The sequence below is a fragment of the Pseudoalteromonas sp. KAN5 genome (assembly GCF_022846535.1).
In the GTDB taxonomy this organism is placed as follows: Bacteria; Pseudomonadota; Gammaproteobacteria; order Enterobacterales; family Alteromonadaceae; genus Pseudoalteromonas; species Pseudoalteromonas haloplanktis.
In genome coordinates this window covers 1,928,058-1,945,705 of the sequence record NZ_AP025589.1, presented here as the reverse complement: position 1 = coordinate 1,945,705, position 17,648 = coordinate 1,928,058, and the positions used below count along the sequence as shown (strand labels likewise).

At 41.3% G+C, this 17,648-nt stretch carries 15 protein-coding genes and 1 pseudogene; 12 read left to right on the top strand and 4 right to left on the bottom strand.

Annotated elements, in window-relative coordinates; all coding sequences use genetic code 11:
- The first annotated feature begins 115 nt into the window (after positions 1 to 115).
- From KAN5_RS08625 to speB, 3 genes and pseudogenes are all read left to right on the top strand, one after another.
- Positions 116 to 577: a GNAT family N-acetyltransferase gene (locus tag KAN5_RS08625; RefSeq protein ID WP_016707887.1), complete on the top strand. Its 462-nt coding sequence runs from the start codon at positions 116 to 118 to the stop codon at positions 575 to 577.
- Positions 578 to 772: 195 nt separating this feature from the next.
- Positions 773 to 2,686: a biosynthetic arginine decarboxylase gene (speA, locus tag KAN5_RS08620; RefSeq protein WP_016707886.1), complete on the top strand. Its 1,914-nt coding sequence runs from the start codon at positions 773 to 775 to the stop codon at positions 2,684 to 2,686.
- 1 nt (position 2,687) lies between these two features.
- Positions 2,688 to 3,612: pseudogene (gene speB, locus KAN5_RS08615) on the top strand (agmatinase).
- A 62-nt stretch (positions 3,613 to 3,674) separates the two neighbouring features.
- On the opposite strand, the gene KAN5_RS08610 reads toward speB, so the two are convergent.
- Genes KAN5_RS08610 through KAN5_RS08600 form a run of 3 tightly spaced genes read right to left on the bottom strand, consistent with a single transcriptional unit; the run spans position 3,675 to position 6,100 of the window.
- The gene (locus KAN5_RS08610) at positions 3,675 to 3,968 is read right to left on the bottom strand and encodes a hypothetical protein (RefSeq protein ID WP_016707883.1); all 294 of its coding nucleotides are present in this window, start codon (positions 3,966 to 3,968) and stop codon (positions 3,675 to 3,677) included.
- Entirely contained in the window at positions 3,965 to 5,002 is a 1,038-nt protein-coding gene (locus tag KAN5_RS08605) for a M48 family metallopeptidase (RefSeq protein ID WP_244390913.1), read from the bottom strand. The genes KAN5_RS08610 and KAN5_RS08605 overlap by 4 nt, the downstream gene beginning before the upstream one ends.
- Positions 5,003 to 6,100: a YjgN family protein gene (locus KAN5_RS08600; protein WP_244390912.1), complete on the bottom strand. Its 1,098-nt coding sequence runs from the start codon at positions 6,098 to 6,100 to the stop codon at positions 5,003 to 5,005. It lies immediately after the preceding gene.
- Between the two features lie 170 nt (positions 6,101 to 6,270).
- Here KAN5_RS08600 and KAN5_RS08595 point away from each other — a divergent pair, with 170 nt between their 5' ends.
- The 9 genes from KAN5_RS08595 (at position 6,271) to msrB (ending at position 15,705) form a co-directional block, all read left to right on the top strand.
- Complete coding sequence (locus KAN5_RS08595; RefSeq protein ID WP_138555439.1) at positions 6,271 to 7,002, top strand: RNA methyltransferase; 732 nt, start codon at positions 6,271 to 6,273, stop codon at positions 7,000 to 7,002.
- Positions 7,003 to 7,069: 67 nt separating this feature from the next.
- Positions 7,070 to 10,465, top strand: coding sequence for an AAA family ATPase (locus KAN5_RS08590; RefSeq protein ID WP_244390911.1), 3,396 nt, complete (start codon positions 7,070 to 7,072; stop codon positions 10,463 to 10,465).
- Positions 10,466 to 10,505: 40 nt separating this feature from the next.
- Positions 10,506 to 11,270 carry a cell division protein ZipA gene (zipA, locus tag KAN5_RS08585; protein ID WP_016707878.1) on the top strand — a complete coding sequence of 255 codons (765 nt, stop codon included), beginning with the start codon at positions 10,506 to 10,508 and terminating at the stop codon, positions 11,268 to 11,270.
- Positions 11,271 to 11,366: 96 nt separating this feature from the next.
- Entirely contained in the window at positions 11,367 to 13,388 is a 2,022-nt protein-coding gene (gene ligA, locus KAN5_RS08580) for an NAD-dependent DNA ligase LigA (protein WP_029216072.1), read from the top strand.
- Positions 13,381 to 13,725: a DUF3392 family protein gene (locus KAN5_RS08575; protein WP_016707876.1), complete on the top strand. Its 345-nt coding sequence runs from the start codon at positions 13,381 to 13,383 to the stop codon at positions 13,723 to 13,725. Before ligA ends, KAN5_RS08575 begins: the two co-directional genes overlap by 8 nt.
- A complete protein-coding gene (locus KAN5_RS08570) occupies positions 13,722 to 14,219 on the top strand; it encodes a DUF2919 domain-containing protein (RefSeq protein ID WP_016707875.1) in 498 nt (165 codons plus the stop codon). Before KAN5_RS08575 ends, KAN5_RS08570 begins: the two co-directional genes overlap by 4 nt.
- A 25-nt stretch (positions 14,220 to 14,244) precedes the next feature.
- Positions 14,245 to 14,685 carry a hypothetical protein gene (locus tag KAN5_RS08565; RefSeq protein WP_016707874.1) on the top strand — a complete coding sequence of 147 codons (441 nt, stop codon included), beginning with the start codon at positions 14,245 to 14,247 and terminating at the stop codon, positions 14,683 to 14,685.
- 61 nt (positions 14,686 to 14,746) lie between these two features.
- Positions 14,747 to 15,256 (top strand): peptide-methionine (S)-S-oxide reductase, encoded by a 510-nt coding sequence (locus KAN5_RS08560; protein ID WP_016707873.1) that lies wholly within the window; start codon positions 14,747 to 14,749, stop codon positions 15,254 to 15,256.
- A gap of 8 nt (positions 15,257 to 15,264) precedes the next feature.
- Complete coding sequence (gene msrB / locus KAN5_RS08555) at positions 15,265 to 15,705, top strand: peptide-methionine (R)-S-oxide reductase MsrB (RefSeq protein ID WP_016707872.1); 441 nt, start codon at positions 15,265 to 15,267, stop codon at positions 15,703 to 15,705.
- A 42-nt stretch (positions 15,706 to 15,747) separates the two neighbouring features.
- Here the strand turns inward: msrB and KAN5_RS08550 are convergent, their stop codons facing one another.
- Positions 15,748 to 17,418: a tetratricopeptide repeat-containing response regulator gene (locus KAN5_RS08550; protein WP_016707871.1), complete on the bottom strand. Its 1,671-nt coding sequence runs from the start codon at positions 17,416 to 17,418 to the stop codon at positions 15,748 to 15,750.
- Between the last annotated feature and the right edge of the window lie 230 nt (positions 17,419 to 17,648).

Below are 17,648 nucleotides of genomic sequence, written 5' to 3'. Positions count from 1 at the left end.
AAAAGTAGTAACAAATAAAGGTATAAATAAACGATAAATCTGAGATTCTGGGTTGTTCATTTGTCGCAATTAGGTATAGTTTGCTATCAAATTATAATTATAAATTAGAGCTTTTATGCAGTTAGTCGACTTAACCCCTAATGATCAGGATGTGATTAATGTTTTCTCGGATATCGATAGACTTATAAACTCTCTGTATCCGGTTGCTACGGCCCAATCGTTATCAGTTGAAGAACTTGGCCAGCCAAATGTCTATGCGATTGGCTTAAAGAATGAAGATGGTATTGTCGCGTGTGGCGCAATTGTTAAACAGTTCGATACCGTCCCCTATGGTGAAATACGCCGCTTGTATGTGAAGCCAAGTTATCGTGGCAAAGGCTTGTCTCGGCGCATTATGCAAATTTTACTGCATCATGCAGGTGAGGAGCAAATTCCTTTGATCCGGCTGGAAACTGGACCAAAACAAAAGAAATCAATTAGCCTTTATGAAAACTTAGGCTTTCAACATTGCGGCCCGTTTGGTAGCTACACTGAAAATCCGCAAAGCTTATTTATGGAACTAGGCTTGAATCAATAACTTTTCTTTTTAGATATAAATAATGTGGGGATTAACATAGGCTGATCCCCAAATTATGCTTCATACACCTTGCCATTCTATCGACACTAAAACTCACTCGTTACGAGCAAAAATACTTGTTGGACTTGATAAGCTATTTTTCTTTTAATGCGCGCAACAGCCGCAAGGCATTCATTAAATAAAAGAGAAAGATAAATGAAAGAGACAACATCACTAGAACAAGCTCGCACGAGTTACAATGTTCGTCATTGGAGCCAAGGTTTTTTTGGTATTAATGATCAAGGTGATGTGTATGTTGCGCCAAAGGCTGATGCCCCAGAGCAAACCATTGCACTTATTGATATCGCTAAACAACTAGAAGACAAAGGCTTAAGTTTACCAGCCTTGGTTCGTTTTCCACAAATTTTGCATCATCGCGTACACAGTTTATGTGCGGCATTTAATACCGCAATTGAAAGCTATGGTTACCCTAAAGATTATTTGCTTGTTTATCCGATAAAAGTAAACCAACAACGTGAAGTGGTTGAAGAAATTGTTGCCAGCCAAGCCAATATTGAAAAGAAACAACTAGGGTTAGAAGCAGGTAGTAAGCCGGAGTTATTAACGGTATTAGCCTTAGCTGAAAAAACCAGTGCAGTGATTGTGTGTAACGGCTACAAAGATCAAGAGTATGTGCGTTTAGCGCTAATTGGTGAAAAGTTAGGCCATAAAGTGTATATCGTGCTTGAGAAATTGTCTGAGCTGGATATGGTACTTAGCCAAGCTAAAGAGCTTAACGTCAAACCACGCATTGGTATACGCGTACGTTTAGCATCACAAGGTAAAGGTAAGTGGCAAGCCAGTGGCGGTGAGAAATCAAAATTTGGTTTATCGGCTTCACAAGTATTACATGTTGTGAACCGCTTAAAAGAAACTGATCAGCTTGATTTAGTACAGTTAGTGCATTTTCATTTAGGTTCGCAAATGGCCAACATTCGCGATGTACGTTTAGGTGTGAGTGAAGCTGCGCGTTTTTATTGTGAACTACGTAAACTTGGTGCTCATATTGAGTGTTTAGATGTAGGCGGCGGTTTAGCGGTTGATTATGACGGTACTCGTAGCCAATCTCACAACTCGATGAACTACAGTTTGGCAGAGTATGCGAATAATATAGTGTACACCATAGGTGATATCTGTAAGCAATACGAGCAGCCGTTCCCGACTATTATTTCAGAGTCAGGGCGTGCATTAACTGCGCATCATGCTGTGCTTATTTCGAACGTTATCGGCACTGAAAGCTATGTGCCAGAAGAAATTCAGGCTCCTGCTGAAGACGCACCGCTACTGTTAAAAAATATGTGGACCTCATGGCAGCAACTGCATGTGTTGACGGACGACCGTGCATTAATTGAGATATACCATGATAGCCAAGGTGATTTAGCTGAAGCGCATAACCAGTTTGCGATGGGCTTATTAGATTTAACCCAACGTGCATGGGCAGAACAAATTAACCTACGTGTCTGTTATGAACTTAATAAACACATGGATAATAAAAACCGTTTTCATCGTCCGATTATTGATGAACTTAATGCGCGGTTAGCGGACAAGTTTTTTGTTAACTTCTCATTGTTTCAGTCACTGCCTGATGCGTGGGGAATTGATCAAGTGTTTCCAGTATTACCATTAAGTGGTCTGACTGAAGCACCACAACGTCGTGCGGTATTATTAGATATTACGTGTGACTCAGACGGTGCACTTGATCATTACGTTGATGGTCAAGGCATTGAGAGCACTTTACCAGTGCCTGCATTTAGTGCAGAAAAACCGTATTTAATGGGCTTTTTCTTAGTGGGTGCTTATCAAGAGATTTTAGGTGATATGCATAACCTATTCGGTGATACACATAGTGCGATGATCACTATGGATGACCAAGGAGAAGCAAGTATCGTAGAAATTAATCAAGGTGACACAGTGGCAGATATGATGCGCTATGTGCACTTAGATGTTGAAGGTTTTCAATCTTCATATGCACAGCTGGTGGCTGCAAAACTACCACAAGCTGAGCAACAAAGCGTGCTTGATGAATTACAAGCGGGTTTAGACGGTTATACTTATTTAGAAGAGCTTTAATATGGGCACCTTGTTTGATCATCCAGATCACTCATTGTATTCCAATGGCATGACGTTCTTACGTCAGCCAATGGTACAAAATATCACTGATATCAATGCGGATGTTGTTGTCTTGGGTTTGCCATTTGATATGGCAACCTCGGGGCGGCCAGGTGCGCGGTTAGGCCCTGATGCGATTCGTAGAGCGTCAGTGCATTTAGCATGGGAAGAAACAAAATACCCGTGGACGTTCAAATTATTTGAACGTTTAAAAGTAGCGGATGCCGGGGATTTTACTTACCCAGTTGGTGATGCTGAGTACTTTACCGCTAAGCTTGAACAAGCGGCCACAGGTATTTTAAGCCAAGGCAAAACAATTTTAGGGTTAGGGGGCGATCATTTTGTAACCTTACCTTTATTGCGCGCGCACGCTAAACGTTTTGGTAAAATGGCGTTGGTGCACTTTGATGCCCACACAGATACCTACAGTAATGGCTCTCGCTATGACCACGGTACCATGTTTTATCATGCGCCAAAGGAAGGGTTGATTGATGTTGAACACAGCATTCAAATAGGTATTCGTACTGATTTTGACCAAAGCAAACATGAGTTTGCAGTGATTGATGCGATGACCGCTAATGATTTATCGGCGCAAACGATTGCTGAGCAGATTAAAGCGAGAGTGGGTGATTTACCTGTGTACATCACCTTTGATATAGATTGCTTAGATCCGGCATTCGCGCCAGGTACTGGCACCGCCAGTCTGTGGCGGCTTAACCAGTGACAAAGTACTTAAAGTATTACGTGCTCTGAAAGGCATTAATATGATTGGTATGGACGTGGTTGAAGTGTCCCCCTCGTATGATCAAAGTGAATTAACTGCCATTGCCGCAGCCACTATTGCCAGTGAACTTTTGCATTTATGGGCACTAAAGCACAAATATTAATATGTTTTAATTCAGATTAAAAAGCGCCAATTTGGCGCTTTTTTTGTATGCTAATAAAGGTGTTATGAAAACTTCATATTATGCTTTTTGGCATAAAGTAAACAGACTGGTACTTCAATGACCAGATAAGTTAAAAAGGTGAACCAAAACCAATTCATTTCAAACCATAGCCAATTAAATGCTATGTGCGAATTGTAATAAAGGCTGCCTGCGATGGTTAAAGTGATCGCTGTGGCAAATAAATCCTGTATCGATACTTTTTTAAAATCATTCCCCGCAAAGCGTGGGTAAATAAAACCATATCCTAGCACAATCATGATAGCGGCTAAAATAATTAGCGTTAACTCAGGTGTCATTTTGGCTTATATTGCCTCGCATAATCAATTCGCTCTTGTGAGCTTGGGTGTGTTGATAAGTATTCTAACCAGCTATCATCAAGTTTAGCCTTTTCATCTAAGCGTGTTTGCAGGGCTTCAATTGCATCAGCAAAATCATGACTAGAGTAACCTAATGTAATTAATTTTTCGATGGCGTATTGATCGGCTTCGCGTTCCATATCCCGTGAAAATGCTTGCTGTAAAAAAGATGAGCCAGAACCCAAAACCACCTCTGTAATACCTTCTAAGTCACCAAAAATAACCGCGAGTACAATACTACTAGCTGCCGCTTGGGCGGTCAGGCGAATACCATGCTGGTACTCAACATGACCAATTTCATGTAATAAAATTGCGCGTAGTGCGTCCGGCTTATCATTTAAGAGCTTAACAAGCTCATCGGTAACAACAACGCGGCCATGTGGCAGTGCAAACGCATTAGTCGACAAGTAGTCTGATTTATAAAATGAGAGTCTAAATTTAGCGGCATCTAAATTCAGCTGCTTGAGCATCGTTTGCCATTGTAACTGTAATGCTGATTGCTGGTCTTCAGTGAGCATTGTTGGCTCTAAAGCAACTTTCTCAATCACAGTGAGAGCTTGCTCTCCCATATTTTCAACGGTACTAGGTGAGGCTAAGCTTACGCTATATACCGCGATGGCTGGGATGCCTCGGTATAAAATAAACCACAATAGCAGTGGCGTTAAGATAATTGACAGTAAAATAAGCGCTTTATTTTTTTCTAAGCGTTCAGTAAGTCCCTGTTTATCTGGAGCAAACGGCCAGCGAAAATGTATATCCTGGGGCACAAAGCGGCCCCCTTCAGAAAAGCTGATTGCGGATGCAATACCCGGCAAAGGGCTTTCTGACTGGCAATCTGCAAGTGGTGAAGACAGTATAACTTGTTGCTGAGAGTCAATAAGTTGCAAGTATTCGCCAGTGATACTAGCGCTGCATTGTTGATGCTGGCTGCTATTAGGGTAGTAATAGCAGCCAGTGATAGGAAAATCACTCATTTAAGTAAGCGAAATATCAATATCAAACACATTTGCCGCTTCTTCAGCAAATGATGATTGCTCTTGTTGTGCCGTATCAATAATTGAAAGGGCACCGCTGTAGATGGTCACCTCTGTCGCTTTTGCGAGTAGCCGTGCTTTACGTATTTTTGCCCATGGATAAGCCATACCTAAACTAAGGATAATTGCTAATGTATTAGTAAACAGAAGCATTGCGTAGTCAGCAGCTTTTAAATCTGATTTAAAGCTGGTCACATCGCTAAACTCGCTACTGTTAAAAATATGATTACGAATAATTGATTGATAAACTGCACTGATCAAGGTCAGAAACGCAATATATAAAGCCATGATCAGTAATGGAAAAAATATTGTCGAGATACTTAAGCTCTTTGCATCAACATTACCTACACTCATCGCAACACCGCTAAGCCCTGCAAAAATACCAAAGATCACTAGGCCTGCGATGGCGACTCCGATTGTAATAAGTGTAGCCATATAATAGGTTTCACCTTTGAGATTCACATTGATAGCTTTATTACCGTAGCTGATATTTTCATGTAAATATTGATCCATACGTTTTAGCGCGTAAGGCAGTAATAAATACAATGTGAATACACTGGCGATAGGCAATAGTACAAAGTTAACGAATGCGTCGCCGTAGTTGCCAGAAAATGCAAAACGTACGTTACGATGGCGGGTCATACGCATATTAAAACGTAGGCCTTGGTTGATTATCCAAGGCATAGCCAATAAAAAACCGAGTGCGAATAAAAGTCCAATTAATGGTAATAACTGTACAACAAGGCTATAAATTACAAATACTACCACCGCTAAAATACGACCTTTGAGAATTTGTATTGGGGTGGCTAAGTAATCAAAACTATGGCCATCGATTTGGGTGTTACCATAAAAATAACGATAGGTGCGTACTTTAGCCCATGCCGAATAAATACCGAGGGTTAAAATGCTCAGCAGAATATTAACTGTCCAAATACCAAAAAATTCACCAGCTTGACCACTAAATTGGACTCGGCCTTGAAAAATAGTTGAGCTTGTTGCAGTTGAGGGTGATTCAGTTGAATGTGTGGTGGGTTCCATTTTATTTCCAGTTCCTTTTTATTTTAGTCATAAAAGGTACTTAAAAAACGCTTTTTAATCAATCACAATCTACTGTAACGACTGATAAAACGTTATAAATTGTTTATTTTTCAATTTTAGAACTTTCGGTTATATCTGTTATACTCACGACGTCATTTTATGAGGCTGTTATGATTTCAAAAAACCAACTCAAGCTAATTCGCGCATTAGGTCAAAAAAAGTACCGAAAGCAATATAATCAATACCTTGTACAAGGTGAGAAAAACGTACTTGAGTTATTGGCAAGTGGCTTGGCGATTGTTGATGTATTTGCTACAGCGGCTTTTATTGCGCAGTTTCAAAGTGAATTTACTCATGTAACTATGGTTGAAGCGGATGAAGACAGCCTAACCAAAGCCAGCACTTTGGTGTCAAACAATGCGGCTATAGCGATTGTTGCTATGCCTAAAGTTAGCTTGCCAGCATCAGAAGGCTTGATATTAGCACTTGATGGTGTGTCAGATCCGGGGAATCTCGGGACAATTATTCGCGTGGCTGACTGGTATGGCATAAAGCACATTGTTACAAGTTTAGACAGCGCCGACCCATACAATCCAAAAACCATTAGTGCCACAATGGGATCGTTTGTTCGAGTTGCTGTTAGCCAAGTTGATCTGCCTACTTATTTAAATGGGCTTAATTTACCTATTTATGGTGCTTTTTTAGAAGGTGAAAATCTGCACCAAGCAACACTCACGCAAACTGGAGTATTACTAATGGGCAGCGAATCTCATGGTATTCGCGCTGAATGCGCCGCACTTGTTACTAATAAGATTACTATTCCAGCATTTGGCGCGGCTGAATCACTCAATGTTGCCATGGCAACAGGGATTATTTTAGATAATTTTAAACGCCAAGCTTAACCTTTTGACCTAAAGTGGGTTAAATTAACCTCAAGCAGATAACAATAATAATCGGTAAACCAATTAGATGCGTCTGAGCAGCATAAAATTAGCGGGCTTTAAATCCTTTGTAGAGCCCACTAAAATTCCATTTCCTGATCAAATGACCTGTGTTGTAGGCCCAAACGGCTGCGGCAAGTCTAATGTGATTGATGCGGTGCGCTGGGTGCTAGGTGAAAGCTCTGCGAAAAACTTGCGCGGTGATGCTATGACCGATGTTATTTTTAATGGCTCAACTAATCGCAAACCGATATCGCAAGCATCTGTCGAACTTATTTTTGATAATACGCAAGGGCATTTACCCAATACCTTTGCGGATCGTAATCAGGTGGCTATCAAGCGCTTAGTGACGCGCGATGGACAATCATTATATTTTCTTAACGGGAGTAAGTGCCGTAAGCGCGATATTACGGATATATTTTTAGGCACTGGCCTTGGTCCGCGTAGTTACGCGATTATCGAGCAGGGCATGATCTCACGCTTGATTGAAAGCAAACCAGCTGATTTACGCGTATTTTTGGAAGAAGCCGCGGGGGTTTCAAAATACAAAGAGCGTCGCCGTGAAACGCAAACTCGAATTAAAAGCACTCGCGAAAACCTTGAGCGTTTACTTGATGTACGTAAAGAATTACAAGCCCAAGTTGATAAGTTGGCGGTACAGTCGGTAGAGGCAAAAAAATACCGAGAGCTAAAAGCGCAAGAGCGAACTCTTAAAGGTCAGTTAGCTGTATTAAAATGGCAGAAACTGCATCAACAGCAAGTTGCAAAAGCCGATCAAATGACCCAGTTAAATGAGCAAATTAGCTTTTTTAAGCTCGCCCATTCAGGTCATGATGATGTACTGGCAAGTCTTGAAAACCAAGTTCAACATCAGCTGGAAAAGCTCAATGATGCGCAGCAAACCCAACATAAAACGCACACTGAACTTACTCGCGCTGAGCAACAACAAATTAGTTTAAAACAGCAACAACAAGCGTTTAATCACAATTTGCTTAAACAACAGCAATTGCAACTGCAAAATCAGCAACTACAACAGCAGCAAAAAGATTACGCTAATGAGCAACAAAATACCTTACAAGAGGCAATTGAACATACCATAATTTGTACAGAGCAGGTTGCTGAAATGACAGAAACGGTTACTCAGTTACAGGCAGAAAAAGAGCAAGCAATCGCTGATTGGCAAGCTATTAACGAACAGTTTCAAACGATAAACGCGCACTATAGCCAGCAACAGAATATTGCTGAACACTACACGCAAAATCAGCATTATATTGAAGATCAGCAAACCGCGTTGGCTAGCGAGTTAGCAGAGCTTGCCGATAATCCAATTGCTGAGCAAGTATCACAACAACAGCAACTAATGCAGTCGTTAACTCAGGAGCTTGCAGCAAAACAAACCGCGCTAAATAAAGTACATAACAGCGCGCAGGATGCTCAAGCGACCTTGCGTAGCTATAAAGATACTCAGCAAACACTTACTCAGCAGCTCAACGAAACGAAGGCTAAAATAGCGGGCTTGAATTCAATGCTTGGGGATACGAAAGCGCACGCCGAAGGTAATTTATTAGCGCAGTTAGTTGTGCGCAGTGGCTATGAACATTTAGTTGAGCAGGCACTGCAAGGGCTTGAACAGTTAAATGTAACCGCTGCGGCCACTGCTAATGGAATATGGCCCACTGTTGATGTCGCACCTCAAGGTTCACTGGCCACATTTATAGAGCAAGGAATTTACCCTGATTTATTACATAGAATTGCTTATAGAGAGCGCCTCAGTGGTGATGATTTAGCCGATCAATACTGGCTGGCTGTGATAGATAGTGATGGTAATATTCATGGCCGAAACTGGCAGCAGCAAGCGGATAAAACTGCTGATAATTCATTGCTTGTAAAGCATAAGCAGTTACTTGAGGCGACACAGTTAACTGCGCAGATCAATAGCGAGCTTACGATACAAAACACCTCAGTAACAGCGCAGCAGCAAGTATGTGAAGAGCTTAATACACAAAGTGAAACATTAAAAGCTGCGGTTCATCAGCTTGCTCAACAAGTGGCTTCTGGCAGTACTCGTCGCGATATGTTGAAAGAGCAGTTACAGCAATTTCAACATCAACAGCACAAGTTACAAAACAAACTTACACAGTTAAATGTTGAATACGCTAACCTTGAAGATAAGCTAACAGCTCAACAGCAGCATATCGAACAGCTGGCAAAGCAACGCGACGAAATCACGGCTAATCGCGATGCTGCACAATTGCGGCAACAACAAAGTGATGAGCAATTTCGACAAGCCAATACACAGTTAGAGCGTTATAAAACACAGGCTCATCAAGCGACACTGAGTGAACAAAAGGCGCGTAGTGAATGCCAACTTAGTGACACTAAGCTACAACATGCTATTACTGCGTGTGAATCGGCTCATGAGGCTGTGCTGGAATTAACAGCACAAATAGAAGAGCTTGTTATGCCGTTAGAAGAAGTGGCAGAGCAAATCATAGTATTGTTAGAGCAAAACCAACAAAGTGACATTAAGCTCAAAAATTTGCAAACTGCATTGAGTGAGGCTAAAACAGCACTTGCTGATAAGCAATCAACGCTAAAAGCATCACAGGCGGAAATGGTGTTATTGCAAGAGCAATTACAACAACATGCCCTTGAGGAGCAAAGCTTATTAGTGAAAGCACAAGCAGCGCTTGAGCCGCTTGATGAATTACAGCAAAACTTGAAAGAGGTATTGGCGCGCCTTCCTGACAATGCCAACATAAGTACACATCAAGGTCAGCTTAATAAAGTGACGCAGAATTTAGCTGAGTTGGGGGCTGTAAATTTAGCGGCAATTGATGAGTTTGAACAAGCGCAGCAGCGAAGTCAGTATTTAGATGCCCAAGTTGAAGATTTAACTCAAGCCTTGATGACTCTTGAGGGGGCAATTGGCAAGATTGACCGTGAAACTAAAACGCGTTTTAAAGCAACGTTTGATCAAGTTAACCGCGACTTTGCTCAGTTGTTCCCAAAAGTATTTGGTGGCGGCAGTGCATACCTAGAATTAACCAGTGATGACTTATTAGAAAGTGGTGTTAGTATAATGGCACGCCCACCGGGCAAGAAAAATTCAACAATTCACCTTTTAAGTGGTGGAGAAAAAGCGCTGACCGCATTATCATTAGTGTTTTCAATATTCAGGCTCAATCCAGCTCCGTTCTGTATGCTGGATGAAGTAGATGCGCCATTGGATGATGCGAATGTTGGACGGTTTTGCCGATTAGTTGAGGAAATGTCACAATCGGTGCAATTTATTTATATCAGTCATAATAAAATTGCCATGGAAATGGCTGGTAGATTGACGGGTGTAACAATGGCTGAGCCAGGCGTTTCGCGTATGGTTGCTGTAGATATAGAACAAGCGGTGCAAATGGCACACGCATAATTATTAATATTTGAGTAAATAGATAATAAAAGGTGAGGGGATGGCCGAACAATTAAGATGGGTTTTAATCATTATCAGTGTAGTAGTCATTGGTGGATTATTAATACATGGCCTATGGTCAGTGCGTAAGAAAGATGCACCCACTGCGACAAATGACGAACGGGTTGAGCCTGCGGATCATCAAGCACCTATTGAGCGTCAAAGTGCACCTGAGCCAGTCTCTCATGCTGAGCGTGACGAACCGCAGTTTGGCGATTTAAGCTTTAGCGCAGAAGACAAGCAGCCCCAGGCTAATTCATTTACAGCGCCAGAGCCGGAGGAGGCAGTAGTTGCCCCTGCAGAGCCTCAGGATGAGGTCATTACTGAGCCTGAGCAAGAGCCTGAACAGCCTGCAGCCAGTGATTTTATCATCGTGCATATTCAAATGCCGGAAGGCTTAAATATGGAAGGCAGTAAATTATTGCCAGCTGTTAACACCCTTGGCTTTAAATATTCTGAAGAAGGTTTTTTTAATCGTCACTTAGATCCAGCCGGCCACGGACCTGTGTTATTTCGCTTAGTTAACATGTACAACCCAGGCACGTTTGATATTGATAATATGGAACAATTTAGTACTGCTGGGATCAGCTTATTTATGACCTTACCGTGTGATGGTGACGGCCTTGCAGCATTTAATATGTTACACAGTGCAGCTAAAAAGTTAGCGGATGAATTTGGCGCCACTATTTTAGATTCACAGCGTGAAGCAATGACGGTTGATAGCGTGCGCGAGTATGTTGAAAAAGTGAGACGTTTCTCAGTTTAATCATTTGCTATGTATAAAATTAATTAGTTAAGAGTTTTATAAGCCACTTAATGATGACTCGTTAAAGTGGCTTTTTTTATGTTTTTTGAGGTCAGTATGTCCACTTTAGTGTTAGCGCAAATTACGCAACTTCGTCAGCAATTAGAAGATCATAATCACAATTATTATGTGCTTGATAAACCGAGTATTCCAGACGCCGAATATGATCGCCTGTTACGGGAATTAAGTGTACTTGAGACTGATAATCCCCAGTACATGAGCGCCGACTCTCCCACCCAGAAAGTAGGTGGAGCTGCGCTTGCCAAATTTGAGCAAGTTACACACCAAGTTCCTATGTTGTCGTTAGATAACGCTTTTAGTGAAGAAGAATTCAGCGCTTTTAACCGTCGTATTAAAGAGCGCTTGATGGACAATAACGAGCTGACATTTTGCTGCGAACCAAAGCTTGATGGTTTAGCGGTCTCTATTTTATACCGCAATGGTGTGCTTGTGCAGGCCGCAACTCGCGGTGATGGTCACACCGGTGAGAATATTACCACTAACGTAAAAACAATTCGTAATGTGCCATTAAAGTTACGCGGTGATGATTTTCCCGAGGAAATTGAAATCCGTGGTGAAGTATTTATGGATAGCGCGGGGTTTGAAAAACTTAATGCTGAGGCTGCAAAGCGTGGTGAGAAAGTGTTTGTTAACCCCCGCAATGCCGCTGCAGGTAGTTTACGTCAATTAGATTCAAAAATTACCGCTAAACGTCCGCTGATGTTTTATGCCTACAGTATTGGTGTTGTTACCAATGGAGAGTTGCCAAGTGATCATTATCAGCAATTGGCTAAGCTCACAGATTGGGGGTTACCACTTTGTCCAGAAACTAAATTAGTAGAAGGGCAGCAGGCTGCTTTAGATTACTATCATGACATTCTTGAGCGACGCAGTGCGCTGAAATATGAAATCGATGGTGTGGTGATCAAAATTAACAACAAAGCCATGCAAGAACGTTTAGGCTTTGTGGCACGTGCGCCGCGCTGGGCTATTGCGTATAAGTTCCCAGCTCAAGAAGAGATCACTCAGTTACTTGATGTTGAATTTCAAGTAGGCCGCACAGGGGCAATTACACCCGTTGCCCGTTTAGAACCGGTGTTTGTTGGTGGGGTTACAGTATCGAATGCAACCTTGCATAATCGTGATGAAATAGACCGTTTAGGGGTTAAAATTGGCGACACGGTGATCATCCGCCGGGCTGGTGATGTGATCCCGCAGATTACTCAAGTGGTAGTAGAGCGCCGCCCAGCAGATGCGAAGGAAATAGAGTTTCCGGCTACGTGTCCAATTTGTGACTCCCATGTTGAGCGCATCGAAGGTGAAGCTGTTGCGCGTTGTACAGGTGGCTTGGTATGTCAAGCACAACGCAAAGAAGCAATTAAGCATTTTGCCTCACGAAAAGCACTCGACATAGATGGCCTTGGCGATAAAATTGTTGAGCAGCTGGTGGACAGAGAGCTTATTAAAACCCCAGCAGACTTATTTATTCTTAAGCAAGGGCATTTTGAGTCACTTGAACGTATGGGGCCAAAATCTGCAAAAAATTTAGTTGCAGCACTTGATGATGCGAAACAAACAACATTAGCTAAGTTTTTATACTCTTTAGGTATTCGAGAAGTTGGTGAAGCGACGGCACAAAACCTAGCCAATCACTTTTTGACCCTAGAAAAGGTCACCACGGCAACCACAGAAGCGTTAGTTGAAGTCAGTGATGTGGGTGAAATTGTTGCCAAGCATGTTCGTGGTTTTTTTGCTGAACAACATAATTTAGACGTTGTAAATGCATTAGTTGAGCAGGGGATCCATTGGCCTGAGTTAACTCCTCCAAGTGAAGACTCACAGCCACTTGCGGGCTTAACCTATGTGTTAACTGGCACTTTAAACGAGCTTAACCGTAATGATGCTAAAGCTCGCTTACAACAATTAGGCGCAAAAGTCTCTGGCAGTGTCTCTGCAAAAACAGACGCCTTAATTGCGGGTGAAAAAGCAGGCTCTAAGTTAACGAAAGCGCAAGACTTAGGAATTAATATACTAAGCGAAGATGATTTAATCGCGTTACTGGCGCAACATAATGGATAGTGTTATTACACTTTTTCAGGACTTAGCACTGACTTTCGGTCAGTGGCTAAAACCGTACTTGTATAATATTGCTTTATTGTTGGTGGTTTGTATTGTGTCTCTGTATGCCAATGAGATCATTAAAACCACGAAACGATTTGTAGCAAGGCGTCATTTTATTATGAGGGTGGCTGCTTTTGTATTGGTAACTGGGTTCGGCTTTGGCTTATTAGTGGTATTTGTGACACCGTTAATTAGTCAGTTACTGATGCTTTTTGGCACGCGTTGGCTTGCAGTTACCACGATCACTGCATTTATCCTACTCGGTATTTTAGCTGATAGGAAAAATCAGCTATGAAAAGGTATGGACCTGAGTATTGGGATAAATACGGCACATACCGTACACCGATAGCATTTCATTTGAGTTTGTTGATTTTGCTGCGAGCATATTTTATTTGGATCATTGCGGCACTTAGCCGCCGTCCTGAGCTTGATTTGATGTCGTTGGTATTTCGATCGAAGAGTGATTTTTTCAGTGCTTTGGCCATCGGTGCAATCGCGATTATTCCGGCAGTGGTGTTTTGTCTGCGTAGGCCGCAAAAAAATGCCGCTAGTGCGGCACGCTTTGCGCGAATATGGCGTTTTATGCGCTGGCCATTATTGGTTTGCGCTGCAATAGATTTAAGCTGGTTAGTTATTCAAGCGGCGCATAGTTATTATCAATTTTCGATGTTTTTAGCCTTACAGATGGTGACTGTATTGTGGGTGTTACTGTATTTAGCGAAAAGCCGTTATCTAACGGTATTTTTTAATGATTGGCCTGATCCAGAAACTGATAATAAACGCCATTAACAAATGCAAATTAAGAGGAGCTGCAATGCAAGCAATTAATAAACGATTGGCGCTGATCGTCGGTTGCTTTGGTGTAGTATTAGTATTGTTGAGTGTATTTACTGAGTTATTACAACAGGCTTGGTTCATATTTTTAATTGCTTTATGGCTGTTTGTATTTAGTTCATGTTGTTATCGCCTTACGCTACTCTTTAAAGCACGTAATCCTTTAGATAAATTTATTCAGCGAGAGCAACAGCACCTTTTATTGTTTACTTTGTCAGGATTTTTCGACAGGGTTCATGGCCCACAGTGGTTGGTAATTGATAGTATTGAGAAAATACAGTGTCGGGATGACCAATGCACTATTTTTTCCAGCGAACAGCAGCAATGCACGATAGGCTTACCTGCTTCTCAAGCTGAACTTTTAGATTACTTTAATAGCCTTTTTACAGAACATGAAAAGCTGTCAATTACCATCGTATGAAATTAAACCTTGATTACCACGGTATTAGTTAGTTCAACAATAAAACCGTAGGAGGTATAGCATGCAGCAGCAAGTTGGCCTTGGTGGTAGCTGTCATTGGTGTACGGAGGCGATTTTTAGTGCACTAAAAGGGGTTGTTAAGGTGGAGCAAGGCTGGTTTAAAACGACAGAGCAAGGTAGTCAATTTAGCGAAGCAATAAGGCTTTACTTTGATCCAGAAAAAATCAGTCTGATTGATTTAATCGCTATTCACATTGATACCCACAGCGCGACCAGTACTCACAGTATGCGTAATAAGTACCGTTCGGCTATTTATGTTTATAGCGACGAGCAATATGATGCTGCGTTACAGGGCTTAAATTTAAAGCAGGCTGATTATCTTGCTCCTTTGATCACGCAAGTGTTCAGCGCAGGGGAGTTTAAACACTCACCAAGTCAGTATCAGAATTATTATTTTTCAAACCCAAACAAACCCTTTTGTGAAGTGCGAATAAACCCTAAGCTCGCAATGCTATTAGCGCGATACCGTGATAATGTAGATTACAGTAAATTAGCCCATCTTAGTCAATGAGGTCAGTTATGTTGAATTGGAATGATATTTTAAACTTTGCCACAAATGGCAACCCAGAGCCGAGCCGCAAAGTCGTCAAAACAGAGCAACAATGGCGAGAACAATTAAGCGAAGAAGCTTTTTATGTTACTCGCAATAAAGGCACTGAGCGTCCGCACAGCTCTGACAGCTGCACTTTGTTTGAACCAGGTAAGTACGCCTGTATATGCTGTGATAACTTACTGTTTGATGGCGATGAGAAGTTTGACAGTGGCACTGGTTGGCCATCGTTTACTCAACCTGCGCAAGTTAATTCAATCGCGTATAACAGTGATAAAAGCCACGGCATGCAACGAATAGAAACGGTGTGCAATGTGTGTGATGCGCATTTGGGGCATGTATTCCCTGATGGCCCAATGCCAAGTGGCTTACGGTATTGTATTAACGCTGTATCATTGCAAAAGCTGTAACTTAAATTACTCATACAAAGTAACTAAATTTAGCTAACGTTATTATAATTGTTTATTTTTTTTATCTGGCTCTTCTAAACTGGCAAGCGTCAGTCCCATTGCTGTCGCTTGCATAACTATTTTATTGAAGCGTTGCTGTTGCTCATTATCTAATGATGTTGAATTGAGAAGCGCATAGCATTTTTTTGCCATTACTAGATTTAATGTGTGGCCATTTTGCTTGTTACTATCAAATAGACATTGTAATAAATTTAATGCAATGCTGGGGTTACGAGGCATGATCCTAAATGCTTGAGTAAAGGCTTCAAGCGCGGTATTTAATTGGCCACGATTAAACTGAGTCACAGCATGGTTGTTTAGTTCTTTCGGCCCCATTTTTATATCGCGGCGCTCGCTTTGTTGCTGTTGAATATACCGTAAATAGATAGGATCACTGACCGTTGGGTGACGCTCACAATGGCTGATAATCTGGCTGAACAGTGATTGCGCTTTATGATGAAACCCCAGCTCATGAAATGCTTTTGCTTTATCAAGTGCGCCATCCACCGAGCGAATATGATTATCGTCATCATCAAGCTGTTCGATCAGCATTTTGGCTTTTTGATGCTCGTCCTTTAGGTAGTGCAGGCGGGCATTTAAAACATCAATCTGTGCTTGATTATGGCTATTAGGAAACTGGCTTTTTAAGTCTGTTAAATATTTATTTGTTTGTCTAGAAATACGTTGAATTTGGTCGCTTTGATCTGTTGTAAGAGCAAAGTCAATACCTGCACGCGCTGCATTTAAATACACATCAGGGTGATCGTGGATTGAGTGCTTAGCAAAATTAGCGATGTCTTTTCGCGTAATATAATTCTTTTCATAGTCGTGGTTGATCAAGGAAACATGGCTCAGTGACTTTTGACGCTCTATATTTCGTGGTGCAATATCAACTGCTTGGCTTAAAAAATCTTGAGCTAACTCAAATTGATTCAGTTTGATTTCTAACTTACCAAGTAAATCCAGTGCAACTAATCGTGTTTCATGACGCTGCAGCATTGTCTTGAGCATTCTTTGTGCAAGAATGTGCTCATTATTTGCAATTAACGCTTCCACTAATCCAACTTTGGCCCAAGCGAACTTCTGAATATCTAATACGGACTTAAAAAAATCCTTTGCAACATCAGCACGTTTTAAGCGAAGTAGGGCATCGCCTTTTAAACGTAATAAGATCGCACTATAAGCATTGCCTTTTTTATCAAGCGCAGTGTTGATCTCTTTTAATGCTTTTGAGTCATTACCATCGTCAATGAAGTTGTATATTGTTTGGAGGTTATTCTTACGTAGTAAAATTCGTTCTATACGTGTCTTGAGATCATATACTGTAAAAGGTTTGACTAAAAAGTCGTCAGGCTGCAGCTCTAAAACGCTATGAACAAGCGAGCCGCTAGTTTCAGCAGAAATGAAAATAAAGCCGGTAGAATGTTTTATTAGGCGTTTTACCCGTAGCTCTTCATATAGCTGATAGCCATCTTGATTTTTACTCAGATTAAACGAGCACACAATGAGGTCAAATTGTTCTGTGAGACACTGCTCTTTAGCTGAATTAGCATGCTCAGCAAAGCGTAACTGCCGAAAGCCTAGTTTTTCGAGCGATTGTTTCATATAGCTTTGGGCAAGAGGTTGCTCTTCCACTATTAATATTTTGGCATTAGAAAAAATCTTTGCTGGCATTAGACTTGTGACCACATGAACGTATCAGAGACTATAATAAACAGTCTAGTCGCTGACAAGGGAATTTAAAATTTAATACCGCAACCAAATTTAATTCGATCATCAATAAAATGTGATTGCTATAATTATCTATTAAAGAAAATATTTAAATAGGTTGATGTTTGTAAAGAGTTTGCGAGTTTAGAAGTTCTACTATTAATAGGATTATTAAGGTGTTTTATATGTGGTGA